At 67.5% G+C, this 15,299-nt stretch carries 14 protein-coding genes; 4 read left to right on the plus strand and 10 right to left on the minus strand.

Annotated elements, in window-relative coordinates; genetic code table 11:
• From JWP83_RS26755 to JWP83_RS26785, 7 genes are all read right to left on the minus strand, one after another.
• On the minus strand, window positions 1–177 hold a 177-nt coding region (locus tag JWP83_RS26755; protein WP_297737495.1), incomplete at its 3' end, for an LLM class flavin-dependent oxidoreductase.
• Between the two features lie 59 nt (window positions 178–236).
• Complete coding sequence (locus JWP83_RS26760; RefSeq protein ID WP_297737468.1) at window positions 237–1,292, minus strand: poly-gamma-glutamate hydrolase family protein; 1,056 nt, start codon at window positions 1,290–1,292, stop codon at window positions 237–239.
• Between the two features lie 113 nt (window positions 1,293–1,405).
• Window positions 1,406–2,932: a sigma-70 family RNA polymerase sigma factor gene (locus tag JWP83_RS26765; RefSeq protein WP_297737473.1), complete on the minus strand. Its 1,527-nt coding sequence runs from the start codon at window positions 2,930–2,932 to the stop codon at window positions 1,406–1,408.
• A gap of 163 nt (window positions 2,933–3,095) precedes the next feature.
• Window positions 3,096–3,779, minus strand: a complete 684-nt coding sequence (locus tag JWP83_RS26770; protein ID WP_297737475.1) for a hypothetical protein — start codon at window positions 3,777–3,779, stop codon at window positions 3,096–3,098.
• A gap of 296 nt (window positions 3,780–4,075) precedes the next feature.
• Window positions 4,076–5,332 carry an Nramp family divalent metal transporter gene (locus tag JWP83_RS26775; RefSeq protein ID WP_297737498.1) on the minus strand — a complete coding sequence of 419 codons (1,257 nt, stop codon included), beginning with the start codon at window positions 5,330–5,332 and terminating at the stop codon, window positions 4,076–4,078.
• 93 nt (window positions 5,333–5,425) lie between these two features.
• Window positions 5,426–6,502, minus strand: a complete 1,077-nt coding sequence (locus JWP83_RS26780; RefSeq protein ID WP_297737477.1) for a diacylglycerol kinase — start codon at window positions 6,500–6,502, stop codon at window positions 5,426–5,428.
• Window positions 6,503–6,602: 100 nt separating this feature from the next.
• Window positions 6,603–7,394 carry an SDR family oxidoreductase gene (locus tag JWP83_RS26785; protein WP_297737479.1) on the minus strand — a complete coding sequence of 264 codons (792 nt, stop codon included), beginning with the start codon at window positions 7,392–7,394 and terminating at the stop codon, window positions 6,603–6,605.
• 282 nt (window positions 7,395–7,676) lie between these two features.
• Between JWP83_RS26785 and pstS the strand changes: the two genes are divergently transcribed.
• Genes pstS through pstA form a run of 3 tightly spaced genes read left to right on the plus strand, consistent with a single transcriptional unit; the run spans window position 7,677 to window position 10,756 of the window.
• Window positions 7,677–8,801, plus strand: coding sequence for a phosphate ABC transporter substrate-binding protein PstS (gene pstS / locus JWP83_RS26790; RefSeq protein WP_297737481.1), 1,125 nt, complete (start codon window positions 7,677–7,679; stop codon window positions 8,799–8,801).
• Window positions 8,802–8,811: 10 nt separating this feature from the next.
• Window positions 8,812–9,804 (plus strand): phosphate ABC transporter permease subunit PstC, encoded by a 993-nt coding sequence (gene pstC, locus JWP83_RS26795; RefSeq protein WP_297737484.1) that lies wholly within the window; start codon window positions 8,812–8,814, stop codon window positions 9,802–9,804.
• 49 nt (window positions 9,805–9,853) lie between these two features.
• Entirely contained in the window at window positions 9,854–10,756 is a 903-nt protein-coding gene (gene pstA / locus JWP83_RS26800) for a phosphate ABC transporter permease PstA (RefSeq protein WP_297737485.1), read from the plus strand.
• Between the two features lie 13 nt (window positions 10,757–10,769).
• On the opposite strand, the gene JWP83_RS26805 is transcribed toward pstA, so the two are convergent.
• The 3 genes from JWP83_RS26805 to JWP83_RS26815 all read right to left on the minus strand — a co-directional run bounded on the left by JWP83_RS26805 (window position 10,770) and on the right by JWP83_RS26815 (window position 14,049).
• The gene (locus tag JWP83_RS26805; RefSeq protein WP_297737487.1) at window positions 10,770–11,678 is read right to left on the minus strand and encodes a Ku protein; all 909 of its coding nucleotides are present in this window, start codon (window positions 11,676–11,678) and stop codon (window positions 10,770–10,772) included.
• Window positions 11,679–11,764: 86 nt separating this feature from the next.
• Complete coding sequence (locus JWP83_RS26810; RefSeq protein ID WP_297737489.1) at window positions 11,765–12,670, minus strand: carbohydrate kinase; 906 nt, start codon at window positions 12,668–12,670, stop codon at window positions 11,765–11,767.
• On the minus strand, window positions 12,667–14,049 hold the full coding sequence (locus tag JWP83_RS26815; RefSeq protein ID WP_297737501.1) for a mannitol dehydrogenase family protein: 1,383 nt from the start codon (window positions 14,047–14,049) through the stop codon (window positions 12,667–12,669). The genes JWP83_RS26810 and JWP83_RS26815 overlap by 4 nt, the downstream gene beginning before the upstream one ends.
• An 80-nt stretch (window positions 14,050–14,129) precedes the next feature.
• Between JWP83_RS26815 and ligD the strand changes: the two genes are divergently transcribed.
• Window positions 14,130–15,299, plus strand: a 1,170-nt coding sequence (ligD, locus tag JWP83_RS26820) for a non-homologous end-joining DNA ligase (protein ID WP_297737492.1), incomplete at its 3' end; no start/stop codon positions are given.

A 15,299-nucleotide genomic window follows, 5' to 3' on the forward strand; every position in this document is an offset into this window, starting at 1 on the left:
GGCATTGAGCACATACAGGCTCAGCCGGATCCTGGTCGTGACCATCGCGACCGCCGTCAGGGTCGGCGACGGTGCCGCCGCGCCGAGATGGTCGGGCACGCACAAGATGTCGTATCCGAGATCTTCCGCCCGCTTCACCTTGTCGACCAACGCCGAGCGAGACTTGAAGAACCGCATGCTCAGTCCGAAGCGAAAATCCTTGTCCACCAATAGCCTCCGTTCAACGACCAGAACAATTACCAGGAACGCGCCGCTGCCGCCAGGCCCCTCACCAGGGCGCTGGTGACAGGTGACAAGCCGTCGGCGCCCGGCAGCGGGCTGCGCGGACTAAGACCCCTGACGCGGACCGACAGTTCCAGCTGCGTCCCGCCGTCACGCACCCGGTTCACCGGGTTGTCGGGGTGCAGGCCCCGCAGTTCCGGCGGGATGTCGTCGATGTCGGTGACGACCTGATAACCGGTCAGCCGGATGTGCCGGGCCAGGTGGGCCGCCAGCGCGCGGTTGCGTCCCCCAGCGAGCAGTTGTGTGCCGCGCCCGATGCGGCCGTAGCCATGCAGCGAGACGGCCACATCGACATGATCGAGAAACTCGGCCAGCCGCGGCGACTCGTCCGGGTCGTAGCGGGCCGACGGGAGGTGGTGCGGGTAGCGGTCGGGATGGCGCAGCAGGTACACCGACGCCGCGGCGGCCTCGGCGGCGCGTTCGGCGATGACGTCGGTCATCTCTTCCAGGCCGCCGCCGTGGATGGCCAGGAAACCGAAACGCGATCGCAGCCGGCTCTCCTCGGTCACCCCAGGTTCGCTCAACAACGCCGAAAGTGATTGTGGTGCAGGGGTTGCCGCGGCGATGGGGCGGGGCCAGCGGGAGGGATCCCACCGGCGCAGGAAGTCGATCCATCGTTGCGGCAACCCCTGCTGCACGGCGCCGTCGATGATCCTGCGTAGATAGCCCGGTCGGGGCGGGCCCGGGTTCACCCGGTGATCGATGTAGACCCAGGCCGGCGACGGCCCGTCGCCGGAGTGGACGGTCAGCCGGTCGCGCCGGTAACGCACCGGCACGCCCTCGGCGCTGTCCAACGTCGCCAGGTCGTCGTCGGATACTTGCCACAGCACCCCGTGCACCTGGTTGCCGGCGAACGGCTCGACGGTGGCCACGCCGCGCTGGTTGATCAGCCAGTCGTGGTCGGTCAGCACCGCCGGCCGCGGATCCGCGGCGTCGGGACAGCGGAGCGCCATCTGCCTGGCGCACAGATTCGACCCGTATGCGAAATAGGGGTGCCGGCGGGCCGGCATCTAGGCAGCCACCGTCTGGGGGCTGAGATCTTGGACCAAGCTAACTCCCGCGAGCCTCTCCACGGACGACGACGCTCCCATCCTGCCGTACCGGGTGAGCTGCGCGCTACGGGTCAATTGATGACCGGGGGATGCGGCGGCGGGGGCGCGGGGGCCGGCCCCCGCGGTGGTGGCGGGGGTGGCTGGCTGGAAGGCGGTGGTGGCGGTCGCCTGGGCGGCACTGGAGTCGGAGACGCGGACGGCGGCGGCGGATACCCCGGCGGTGACGGATGCACTCCGAAGGGCGGCGGCAACACCACCGGAGGCGGGAGTATCACCGGCGGTGGCAGGACCACCACGGGCGGGGGCAGCACTACCGGCGGGGGCGCCACGACCGGCGGCGGGGGCGCCACCGGCGGCGGTGCTACCGGCGGCGCGACCACCGGCGGGGCCGGTGCGACCGGTACCGGCGCCTGAACGGGTGGGGGCGAATAGATGGGAGGCGCGGGGGCGATGGGATTCGCGGGCGGGGCCGGTGGGATTTGGTTGGCGGCCGGCGGTGAGGCCGGTTTCATCGGCGCGGGTGCGGTGCCACTCAACTCGGTCGGCGTGATGGCCGTCTTGTGGTGGTGCAGCAAGGTGAACATCAGCCCGAGCGCGGCGAAGAAGGCGGCGGCGAACAGCGCGATCCACGGGACGATTCGGCGCGCCCGATGTGGTTGGGCGGCGTCGAGGTAGTCCCCGTCGTCCTGGTCCGCGGCAGCGGGCCACGAAGCCGCGGTCGGCGCGTCGGCGGCGTCGTCGGATCGGGCGCGGCTGCCCGCGGTGTTGTCCGCGCCGAGGTTGCTGTCGGCGGAGGTCAGCTGGATCTGTCCCAGTGTGTGATCGCGCAGCCAATCGGGCGCGGGGATGAACACCGGCGCCGCACCGAGCAGCGCGACCGGGTTGACCATGCGTCGGCGTTCTTCTTCGCAGATGGGGCAGGACTCGATGTGGCGGGTGATGCGTTTGCGCATCAGGACGCTGAACCGTCCGTCCCACCCCGCCAGGATCGTGCCCAGCTCGGCGCATTTGTCCGCCGTGTGTTGGGCGCGGCGGGCCACCAGCAGCGCACCCAACGACGATTCGATGGTGTTGCGCAGCCGCGACACCATCTTGTTGGCCGCGCCGGGGCTGACCTCCAACGCGTTGGCCAGCTCGGGCCCGTCCAGGCCGTGGCGATAGGCCAGCTCCAGTACCGTGCGGTCCCGGTCGCCGAGCCCGCCGGCGGCCTCGGCGACGAGGGCGGCCAGTTCGTTGCGCGCGGCCAGGGTGTCCGGCCCCGCGTCGTGCGACGCGACCTCGGGCAGCTCGTCGGAAACCTGTTCGCGACGGCGGTCCCGGATGCAGCGCAGCGCCTCGTTGCGGGCAATGGCGTACAGCCACGGGCGCAGCCGCTCGGGGTCCCGCAGCTTGGGCAGTTGGGTCGCGGCCGAGCAGAAGACGTCCTGCACGCAGTCGGCGGCGGCGTCGCGATCGCGGACCATGCCGATACAGAAGTCGTGCAGCCGGTCGGCGTAACGGTCGTAAATCATGGCAAAGGCGCGTCGATCACCCGTCGCAGCCGCGCGGGCCAACTCCCCGTCGCTGACGATGTCCCAGTTGGATAGTGCGGTCGTCACGTCGCTTTCCCAGCCGATGAGGCGTCGGTGTCCATCAGGCGAGAACCGGCGCTGCGAATAAGTGTGCGCGCACAGCGGTGAAATAGCACGAGAAACTCCAGCTCCGTGGTGGGGGTATGGGCGAGGACAAGGTCAAGACCCAGCCTCGCCCGGGCCCGCGGCGTCACTTGCACACGCCCTGGACCAGGTGGTGCGGGGGCAGGCACAGCACCGGCAGCGGCGGGGGCGGGGGCAGCTTCGGCGGCGTGGGCAGCGGGGGCAGCTTCGGTGGCGCAGGCAGCGGCGGCAGCGAAGGCGGCGGCGGTAGCTGCGGTGGCGGAGCCGGTACCCAGACAGGCGGCGGAGGCACATTCACCACGACGACCGGGCCTTGCGGCGTGGCGTCGGGCGGGGTGCCCGGGCCGGCCGGGGGCGCCGGGTTATCCGGCGGGGGCGCGACCACCGCGGCGGGCGCCGGGCCCTGAGGCAGGGCGACCACCGGGGCCGGGGCTGGCCCGCTGTCCGGCGGGGGCACCACCGCTGCGGCGGGAGCGACTGCCGGCGCGCCAGTCGAGCCCGCGGTCACGGCAACCGACCGCGGTTGGGGCGAGTTGCTCAGCAGGGCTATGCCAAGCGCGACGCCCGCTCCGATCGTGCCGATCACGCCCGCGACCACCCACAGCTTGTCGATGGACTTCGGCTTGGCGGCCTGGGTGATCGGGTCGGTCGGAAATTCGTGACCGTATGGGAGAGCGACGGAGCCGTCGGTCGGATCGCCCAGCGGGCTCGACGCCCAGGCACAGGCCTCGGTGACGTCGGCGGCGCGCGGTGCGAGTGCGGTTCGATCCATGTCGTGCCAGGTGCTCATGAGGTGCTTCTTTCGGTGCGGGTCGCGGCCCGGGTTGGGCCGCCGTCATAGGTAGGAGGACGCACCCGGCGTGAGTCGGACGTTTTTTTGAAGACTTTTTCGCTGAGGGTGCCGCGGCGGGCATCATTAGGCTGGCCCGCGCCGCTTGCCAGGTCTTCGCGAAGTTCTTGCGATTTTCTTGCGGCCGCTCGATAGCGGTGGCCGATCCGCTAACCCGCCGGATTCCGTGGGCTAGCTACGAGCGCAAATGGATTGTGACACATGCGATTCCGCGTGTGAGGTTTAGATACCGATGCTCAGCGGGCCACGGTCAGATAGATCAGCACCACGTTAAGCAGGCTGATCAGTATGCCGACCGCCCAGCCGACAACCGTCGTGACGGGATGGTTGGCGTCACTACCCATCAGGTCGCGGTTGCTGGTCAGTCTGACCAGCGGAAGCACCGCGAACGGGATGCCGAAGGACAGCACGACCTGGGATAACACCAGCGCGCGAGTCGGGTCCCAGCCGAGCGCCAGGATCGCCACCGCGGGGCACAGGGTCACCAACCGGCGCACCAGCAGGGGAACCGACAGATGGAGCAATCCCTGCATGATCATGGCGCCGGCGTAGGCGCCCACCGACGACGACGCCAAGCCGGACGCGAGCAGTCCGACCGCGAACAGCACCGCGATCGTCGACCCCAACGTGTTGTGAATCGCGGTGTAAGCGCCGTCAATGGACGCGCCTTCGGCGCGGCCCCGGAGGTTGATCGCGGCGACGAGCAGCATCGCCGCGTTGACCATGCCGGCGACGGCCATCGCCAACACGACGTCGACACGCGTGACACGGAGCAGCCAGCGCCGGTCTCGGCCGGGCTCGGGATGTCCGTGCCGATCCAGGACGAGGCCCGAGTGCAGATACACCGCATGCGGCATCACGGTGGCGCCGAGGATCGCGGCGGCCAGCAACACGCTTTCGGTGCCGCGGAATCGCGGCACCAATCCCCCGAGCACGGCCTCGGGGGGTGGCGTGGCGACGAAGAAACTCGCCGCGAAGCCGACGGCGATGACGAGCAGCAAGCCCGTAATGACGCGCTCGAACAGGAGCTGCCCGCGGCGGTCCCTGATCGCCAGCAGCAGCATCGAGATCACCCCGGTGATGATCCCGCCGACCGGCAGCGGCAAGCCGAATAGAATGCGCAGCGCGATCGCCCCGCCGATCACTTCCGCCACATCGGTTGCCATGGCGATGATTTCGGCCTGTCCCCAAAAGGTCAGCCGGAGCGGACGGCTCATCCGCTTGCCAATCGCCGCAGGCAGCGACCGTCCGGTCACCAGCCCGAGTTTCGCGGACAGGTACTGCACGAGGCCCGCCGCCACGTTGGCGGCGACGATCACCCATAGCAGCAAATAGCCGTACTGCGAGCCGGAGCTGACGTTGGCCGCGACGTTTCCGGGATCGACATAGGCGATCGCCGCGACGAACGCCGGCCCGAGCAGATACCAGCTCGTCCTGAGCGAGGCCTCGGTGCCCTGCGCCAACGTCTCGACCCTCGATCCACGTTCTCGAATAAAAAAGTTAGGTTAACCGAACACACCGTCAGGCGGTGAATACAAGGCCAACCCGCGATGCGAACTCCGAGGTCGTGGACGCTCCTGGAGCCGTCACCCAGGCGCGTAGAGCCCCCGACCGGGGACTAGCGGCAGGTCGAGGGTCGTCACGATGCCCGGCGGGGCGGCTACCACCGCAGGAATCGCGTTGACGATCCGCATTGCGGTGGCGACCAGTCCGGCGTGGTTGTGATCGCCGTTGGGGCTGCTCAGGCAGACGTCCATCGCGTACGACGGTTCGCCGGTGATCTCGATGCGGTAGGAGCCGCCTTCCTGAGCGGGCTGCGGCCAGTCCGGGCGCAGGTCCTCGCGCAAGCGGGTGACGTGTTCGAGGACGACGACGGGGTCGCCGTTGACCATTCCGAATACCTCGAACCGCAGCGCCGCGGCGGTGCCCTTGGCGATGTGCCCGGATGCGATGTCGAAGTCCTCGGGTGCCGGCTCGCGGACGTACGTCTGGGTGACCTCGTCGAGCGAAATGCCCAGGCCCGCCGCCATTTGCCGGATCACCGATCCCCACGCCAGGCTCAGCACACCGGGCTGCAGCAGCATCGGGATGTCGTCGATGGGCTTGCCGAATCCCATGACGTCGAACATGACCGCGGCGCTGTCGTAGGTGGCGTAGTCGACGATCTCCATGCACCGTATCTGCTGGATGCTCTGACAGGTGCCGGCCAATGCCAGTGGCAGCAGGTCGTTGGCGAAACCGGGGTCGATCCCGTTGACATAGAGGCTTGAATTCCCTTCGCGCGCGGCATCTTCCAGTGGCTTGATGAGATCCTCTGGGATCACCTGCCACGGGTACTGAAGAAAGACCGGGCCGCTGCCGACGACGTTGATTCCGGCGGCGAGGACGCGGCGGTAGTCCTCCAACGCCTCGGGAAGCCGATTGTCGGCCAGGGCGTTGTAGACCGCGCATTGCGGAGCGGTGGCGAGCACGGCATCCAGATCCGTGCTGGCGAGCACGCCGGTCGAATCCGCAAGTCCGGCAAGCTCTGCGGCGTCCTTGCCGGCCTTGGCATCTGACGACACCCACACGCCGGTGAGCTCGAACTCGGGGTTGGTGATCAGCGCTTTGAGCGCGTGGACGCCGACGTTGCCGGTGCCCAACTGAACGACGGGTATGGCCATGGCGGGCTCCTTAACGGTAGGGGTAAGACCGCGAGCAGTCGCAAAAGCGCCCGACACGCCGTGCGTGTGGGGGCTTTTGCGACTGCTCGCGCGTCATGGTTCACAGGTCCGGGACGGGGATGTCCAGGTTGGGGAAGGTGAGGCCACCGTCGACCTCCAACGTCTTGCCGGTGAGAAAGCTGCCGGCCGGGGACGCCAAATAGACTGCGGCAGCGGCGATGTCGACGGGGTCACCGAGGCGGCGCATCGGTGTGACCTTCTCCATCGGTGCGCGAAGCTCCTCGTTGGAGGCCACCACGTCCAGCGCCGACGTCAGGATGGAGCCCGGGGCGATGGCGTTGACCCGGATGCGCGGGCACAGGTCCAGCGCGGCGAGCCGGGTGTAGTGGGACAGCGCGGCCTTGGCGGTGCCGTAGGCCGCGAAACCGCGTCCGGCGAGCCTGCCCATGGTGGAGGTGATGTTGATGATGCTGCCGCCGCCGGAGTGCTCCAGCATCAACGGCACCGCCGCGATGGTCAGCGCGTGCGCGGTGGCGACGTTGAACGTGAACGCTTCCTTGAGGTCCTTGGTCGAGGTGGTCAGCAGGGTGTTGGGCATGGTCCCGCCGACGTTGTTGACGACGATGTCTAGTTTTCCGAAGGCCTCGACGGCCTGACCGGCCAGCTCCGCGGTCGACTCGGGATGGGCCAGGTCGGCGGCGACGGCGTGGGCGCGGCGGCCGGTGGCGCGGACCTGTTCGGCGACGGCGTCTAGTTGCGATTGCGTGCGCGACGCGATGAGGACATCGGCGCCTGCCTCGGCGAAAGCCAGCGCGATGGCCGCACCGAGGCCGCGGCCGCCACCCGTGATGACGGCGACTTTGTCGTCCAGACGGAACCTGTCAAGGATCATTGGGCCTCTCGATTCGAGTTGTCCGGCGAAACGGTAACAAACCTCGCCGCCTCCGATTACGGCATTTCTGAAACAGGTTCTAGTTTGTCATACGGCCCGGGCGGCGAAGTAACGCCCCGTCGGTCCCAATTGCCCGCCGCGTAGCGCAATGACGACGGCCGGACAGAATTCTCCGAACGTTAACCTTGTTACTGTTAGCTACTTGGCTGCGACAGATGGCTGGTTGTCGGGCCGCAGCCTCAGGCGGCGGCGATGTTTCATCCCTACTGTTAAGGAAGCGAATTGAAACTGAACCGATTTGGCGCCGCGCTGAGTGTTCTGGCTAGCGCCGCGCTGGTGTTATCCGGGTGTGGCAATGACAACAACAACGCAAGCGGTGGAGGTTCCTCGACCGGCGCGTCGGGTGCGTCGGCGGGAAAGGTGAGTTGCGGCGGGAAGAAGACGCTGAAGGCCAGCGGCTCGACGGCCCAGGCCAACGCGATGACCCGCTTCGTCAACGCATTCGAACAGGCCTGCCCGGGTCAGACCTTGAACTACACGGCCAATGGTTCCGGCGCCGGAATCAGCGAATTCAATGGCAACCAAACCGATTTCGGCGGGTCGGACTCGCCGCTGGCCCAAAACGAGTACGCCGCGGCCCAGCAGCGCTGCGGCTCGCCGGCATGGAACCTGCCGGTAGTGTTCGGCCCGATCGCGATCACCTACAACGTCAACGGTGTTAGTTCGTTGAGCCTCGACGGTCCCACGGCCGCCAAGATCTTCAACGGCGCCATCACCACCTGGAACGATTCGGCGATCGCGAACCTCAACGCCGGCGCAACCCTGCCCGCGGAGCCGATTCACGTGGTATTCCGCAACGACCAATCCGGAACCACGGACAACTTCCAGAAATACCTCGATGCGGCGTCCAACGGCGCGTGGGGCAAGGGCGCCGGGAAGACGTTCAACGGCGGTGTCGGTGAGGGAGCCAAGGGCAACGACGGCACCGCGGCGGCCATCAAGGCGACCGAGGGATCGATCACCTACAACGAATGGTCGTTCGCCAAGGCCCAGAACCTGAACATGGCCAAGATCGTCACCGCGGTCGGCCCCGATGCGGTCGCGATCAGCGCCGACTCGGTCGGCAAGACGATCGCCGGCGCCACCGTCAAGGGGCAGGGCAACGACCTGGTGCTCGACACCAACTCGTTCTACAAGCCGACGCAGGCCGGCTCGTACCCGATCGTGCTGGCGACTTACGAGATCGTGTGCTCGAAGTACCCCGATTCGCAGGTCGGTACGGCCGTGAAGGCGTTCCTGCAGAGCACCATCGGCGCGGGCCAAAACGGCTTGGCGGACAACGGATACATCCCCATTCCGGACTCGTTCAAGTCGAAGTTGTCGACTTCGGTCAACGCGATCGCGTGATCTGGGTGTCATGACCCGCGGAGCTCTCGCCGGCCCGTCGACAGGGGCTCAGCCTGCGCTGAAGGCGACCGATCCGCGCAAGGCGCACCGCGGCGACCGACTGTTCAAGTTGGTCGCCGCGGCCGCCGGTTCGACGATCGTGTTCGCGATCGCGTTGATCGCGATATTCCTGTTGGTTCGCGCCGTCCCGTCATTGCGAGCAGACCACGCGAACTTCTTCACCAGTGCCGAATTCAATACCACCAATGCGCAGCACCTCGCGTTCGGCATCCGCGATCTGTTCATGGTCACCGCGCTCAGTTCGATTAGCGCACTGGTGCTGGCGGTGCCGGTCGCAGTCGGTATCGCGGTATTCCTCACCCAATACGCGCCGAAACGGCTGGCGCGACCGTTCGGTGCGATGGTCGATCTGCTGGCCGCGGTGCCGTCGATCATCTTCGGGTTGTGGGGAATCTTCGTGCTGGCGCCCGAGATTGAACCCATTGCGGAATTTCTCAACCGCAACCTGGGCTGGTTGTTTCTGTTCAAGCAGGGCAACGTATCCCTGGCCGGCGGTGGCACCATTTTCACCGCCGGCATCGTGCTGTCGGTGATGATCCTGCCGATCATCACCTCGGTATCGCGGGAAGTGTTCCGCCAGACCCCGCCCATTCAGATGGAAGCGGCGCAAGCGCTGGGCGCCACGAAGTGGGAGGTGGTGCGGATGACCGTGCTGCCGTTCGGTCGTAGCGGTGTCGTCGCCGCGTCGATGCTGGGATTGGGCCGCGCTCTGGGCGAGACCGTGGCGGTGCTGATCATCCTGCGGTCGGCCGCGCGCGCGGGCAATTGGTCGGTGTTCGACGGCGGCTACACGTTCGCCTCCAAGATCGCTTCCGCGGCGGCCGAATTCAGCGAACCGCTGCCCACCGGGGCCTACATCTCCGCCGGATTCGCGCTGTTCGTCCTGACGTTCATCGTCAACGCGACCGCTCGCGCGATCGCGGGCGGGAAGGTCAACGGATGACTCGCGCCGGCGACGATGCAGAGCGAAGCGATGAGGAGGAGCGGCGCGCATGACGATCGATGCGCTCGACCTGCCGGTCAAACCGGACGTTTTCAGCCCGCTGAGCCTAAGGCGGCGGATCACCAACAGCGCAGCGACGACGTTCTTCGTCACCTCGTTCATCGTGGCCCTGGTGCCGCTGGTCTGGGTGCTGGGGGTGGTGCTCGCGCGCGGCTGGTACGCCGTCACCCGCTCGGGTTGGTGGACCCACTCGCTGCGCGGCGTACTGCCCGAGGAGTTTGCCGGCGGGGTGTATCACGCGCTGTACGGGACGTTGGTGCAGGCCGGTGTGGCCGCCGTCCTGTCGGTACCGCTGGGCCTGATGACCGCGGTGTTCTTGGTGGAATACGGGTCCGGCCGGCTGGTGCGGGTGACGACGTTCATGGTCGACGTGCTCGCGGGGGTGCCCTCGATCGTGGCGGCGCTGTTCATCTTCAGCCTCTGGATCGCCACCCTGGGTTTCCAGCAGAGTGCCTTTGCCGTGTCGTTGGCGCTGGTCTTGCTGATGTTGCCGGTGGTGGTGCGGTCCACCGAGGAGATGCTCAGGTTGGTGCCCGACGACCTGCGAGAAGCCAGCTACGCGCTGGGCGTTACCAAATGGAAGACGATCGTGCGGATCGTTATCCCGATCGCGATGCCGGGCATCGTCTCCGGTGTCTTGCTGGCGGTCGCCCGCGTCATCGGGGAAACCGCGCCGGTGTTGGTGCTGGTCGGCTACAGCCGCTCCATCAACCTCGACATGTTCCACGGCAACATGGCCTCGCTGCCGCTGCTGATCTACACCGAACTCACCAATCCCGAGCGCGCCGGGTTCCTGCGGATCTGGGGTGCGGCGCTGACCCTGATCATCATCGTGGCGGTGATCAACCTGTTGGCCGCGGCGTTCCGCTTCGTGTCGAACCGGCGGCGCTGACCGCGGAGCGCGGTCAGGACTTTGCCGCGGCCTTCTTGGCCGGTGCCTTTTTCGCGGTGCTCTTCTTGGCGGGCGTCTTCTGCGCCGGCGCCTTTTTGGCCGGTGCTTTCTTGGCCGGTGCTTCGCCGTCACCGGAGCGCGCCTTCACGCTGGCTTCCAGCTTGGCCAGCAGGTCGGACACATCCTCGGTCTCGTCCAATTCCTTGGGCTGCTCCTCGGCGGCAAACGCTTCGCCGCCTTCGAGTTTCGCCTCGATCAGCTCCTGCAGTTGCTCCTGGTAGGTGTCGTGGTAGCGGTCGGGGTTGAAGTCCTCGGCCATCGACTCCACCACTTGGGCGGCCATCTTGAGTTCCGCGGGCTTGATGTCGACCTTCTTGTCCAGGACCGGGAAGTCGGGATCGCGGATCTCGTCGGGCCACAACAAGGTATGCACCACCATCACGTCGCGCTTGCCGAAGTCCTTGACGCGCAACGCGGCCAGCCTGGTCTTGTTGCGCAGCGTGAAGTGAACGATCGCCATCCGATCGCTCTCGGCGAGCGTCTTGGCCAGCAGCACATAGGATTTGGACGACTTCGAATCCGGCTCGAGGAAGTAACTGCGGTCGAACAGCATCGGGTCGACCTCGCTGGCCGGGACGAACTCGAGCACTTCGATCTCGCGGCTGCGTTCTTCGGGCAGGGTGGCGATGTCGTCGTCGGTGATGATCACGGTTCGGCCGTCGTCGGACTCGTAGGCCCGGGCGATGTCACGGTATTCGACGACCTCGCCATCCTTCTCACACACGCGTTGGTACCGGATCCGGCCGTTGTCCTTGGCGTGCACCTGATGGAACTTGATGTCATGGTCCTGGGTGGCGCTGTACACCTTGACCGGAACGTTCACCAGCCCGAACGCGATCGAACCCTTCCAGATGGAGCGCATGTAAGTCAGTATGCCCACACCGCCCCCAGCAAAACAGCGCAGCGCGCCCGCACGGCGGGATATTCGGGCACAGCTAATTTCGCGGTCTAGGTGAGATGGGCCCGCAGGGCGGCCCGATCGGGCAGGTCGGCACCGGCGCGGCCGATGGTGAACGCCGATGCCAGGCTCCCGGATTCCAGCGTCGCCGTCAGCGCATCGAGCCCGATCCGGCCCAGGGCGGCCCGCCGGTCGGCGCCCAACAATCCCCGTCCCCAGAGCGCGTCGAGCAGACCGACCGTGAACGCGTCGCCGGCGCCGACGGTGTCCACCACGGCAACCGGCCTGGCCGCCACCCGGGCCTCGCCGGCCGAGCAGAACCCCAGCGCGCCCCGATCGCGCAGCGTCACGACGACGATCGCCGGTCCCGACGCCAACCAGGCTCGGGCCGTCGACTCCGGTTCGTGGTCGGGGTCGATCCAGCTCAGGTCCTCGTCGCTGGCCTTGACGATGTCACTGCGCTCGACGAGGCGGGCGATGCGGTCGCGGGCCAGGTCCCGGTCGGCGATGAGCGAAGGGCGCACGTTGGGGTCGAAACTGACGGTGGCCGACACCCGATAGGCGTCCAGCAGCGCCGCGACCGCCAGGCACCCCGGCTCGCGCACCGCGGCGATCGATCCGGTGTGCACCACCAGTGGCGGCGCGACTTCGGGCGTGCCGGAAAGCCGCCACTCCAGGTCGAACGCATAGCTCACAGCCCCGTCCTTCGCGATCGTTGCCACCGCGGTGGGCGTGCGGGCGGCGGAGGCGCTTCCCGGAACAAGCTGCGCGCCAGAGGCTTTCACGTAAGCGGCGATGCGGTGACCCGGTCCGTCGTCGCCGATGTGGGTCAGGAAATCGATATCGCGACCCAGCCTGGCGAGCCCGACGGCGACGTTGAGCGGGCTTCCGCCGACATGCTCGGCAGCGCCGACGGTGTCGATCAACGCTTCCCCGATCACCAGCCCGCGGGTCATGGGCTCATGCCTTTCAGCAACAATTCCAGGGTCGCCCGGGCCCCGACTGTATGCAAAGAATCCAGCGCCCAGCGATAGGAATCGACGAAGCGCGGCACCTGCGCCAGATCCCCGAACAGCTGCCCGTTTTCGATGAACGCGGTCGGATGCCGCCGCTGTGCCCGCGCGACGGACACCAGCGAATCCGCCAGGTTGTCGACGACCTCGATCGGTTCGCCACGTTCGTCGACCGCCTCGGCGTAGCGGGCCCAGCTCGCGACGGTCGCCGATGCGAGCCGGACGGGTCCGCCGGTGCGCAGGTTGTCGCGGATCACCGGAAGCAGCCATTTCGGGATGCGGTCCGAGGAGTAGGCGCACAACCGCGCCACGGTGTCCCGCACTCCGGGGTTGGCAAAGCGTTCGATGAGCCCGCGGGTGTAGGCGCCCAGATCGATGCCGGGGACCGGTCGCAGCGTCGGCGCCGCTTCGGAATCGAAATAGGCCAACAGGAATTCGGCCAACAACGGGTCGCGCGCCGCGTCGTGCACCATGCGGTACCCGCACAGCGCGGCGAAATAGCACAGGCACTGGTGACCGGCGTTGAGCAGCCGCAGCTTCATCGCCTCGTACGGGCTCACGTCGTCGACCAACAGGACGCCCGCATCTTCCAGCGGCGGCCGGCCGTCGGCGAAATCGTCCTCGAGCACCCACGAGGCGAACGCCTCGGCCACCACCGGCCACTCGTCGGCGACACCGAAGTCACGCTGCACTCCGGCCACGATGTCCGGCGTGGTGACCGGGGTGATGCGGTCCACCATCGAACAGGGGAACCGGGCGTGCTCGGCGACCCAGTCGGCCAGCCCGGGGCGCACCAGCTCGGCGTGCGCGATGACGGCCCGGCGCGCGACCTCACCGTTGTGCTCGATGTTGTCGCACGACAGGATCGTCGGCGCGGCGATGCCGCGGTCCCGGCGCCGGCCCAGTGCCTCGGCGATCAGGCCGAAAACCGATCCTGGGTCCCTGATCTGGTAGCCGCCCTCGGTGATCGTCATCGAGATGATGCGGGTCGTCGGCGCGGCCAGCAGCTCGATCGTGGCCGGCGGGTCGTCCGGCGCGTAGCGGTAGTCGAGGATCGAGCCGATCACCCGCGCTTCGCGGTTGCCGTTGGGGTGCTCCAGGACCAACGTGTACAGGCCGTCCTGGGCGCGCAGGACGTCCCTCATCCCGCGGTCGGCCGGCATCACCCCGATGCCGCAGATGCCCCACTGCCGCGCCCGGCCCCGCTCGAGCAGCGTGTCGATATACATCGCCTGATGTGCGCGGTGAAACCCGCCGACCCCGAAATGCGCGATGCCGACCGCGACGCCGTCACGGTCATAGCCCGGTGTCGCGATCGGCAGCCATCGCAGGGTGGCGCTGCTGAGCCGAACCACGGTCTCGACGGTACCGGCGCCCGTGCGCAAACACGTAGGTTGAGACCATGGGTCGTCCTACGGCGCAGGCGCTGGTCAAGCTGACCAACGCCGAGAAGGTGCTGTATCCGGCCACGGGAACCACCAAGGCGGACGTTTTCGACTACTACACCCGTATCGCCGACGTGATGCTGCCACACATCGCCGGGCGCCCGGCCACCCGCAAGCGCTGGCCCAACGGCGTCGAGCAGGAGTCGTTCTTCGAAAAACAGCTGGCGTCCTCGGCGCCGGACTGGCTGCCGCGGGCCAGCGTCAAGCACCGGTCCGGGACGACGACCTATCCGATCATCGACAGCCCCGACGGGCTGGCCTGGATCGCGCAGCAGGCGGCGCTGGAGGTGCACGTGCCGCAGTGGCGGTTCGTCGCCGAGTGGACCCGAAGCGGGGCCGAGGAGCTCAAGCCCGGCCCGGCAACGCGATTGGTGTTCGACCTGGATCCCGGCGAAGGCGTGACGATGCCCCAACTGTGCGAGGTCGCCCATGCCGTGCGGGACCTGATCACCGATATCGGGCTGACCACTTTTCCGCTCACCAGCGGCAGCAAGGGGGTGCACCTTTACGCGCCGCTAGATAATCCGGTGAGCAGCAAGGGCGCCACCGTGTTGGCCAAACGTGTTGCCCAGCAACTGGAAAAGGCGATGCCCAAGCTGGTCACGTCGACCATGACCAAGAGCCTGCGGGCGGGCAAGGTCTTTGTCGACTGGAGCCAGAACAACGGCTCGAAGACCACCATCGCGCCGTACTCGCTGCGCGGGCGCGAACATCCAACCGTCGCGGCACCGCGCACCTGGGAAGAACTCGAAGACCCCTCGGTGGGCCAACTGCGCTACGACGAAGTGCTCGACCGGGTCGCCCGCGACGGCGATCTGCTGGAGGCGCTGGATGTGGACGCACCGGTCAGCGACCGGCTCAGCAAGTACCGGAGCATGCGCGATGCGTCGAAAACCCCCGAACCCGTACCAGCCACGAGACCCGTTACCGGCCAGGGCAATTCGTTCGTCATCCAGGAACACCATGCCCGACGACTGCACTACGATTTCCGGCTGGAGCGCGACGGCGTGCTGGTGTCGTGGGCGGTGCCGAAAAACCTGCCCGAGACGCCGTCGGTCAACCACCTGGAGGTGCACACCGAGGATCACCCCCTCGAATACGGCGCGTTCGAGGGAAACATCCCCAGC

It is taken from the genome of Mycobacterium sp. (genome assembly GCF_025965855.1).
Taxonomy (GTDB): Bacteria; Actinomycetota; Actinomycetes; order Mycobacteriales; family Mycobacteriaceae; genus Mycobacterium.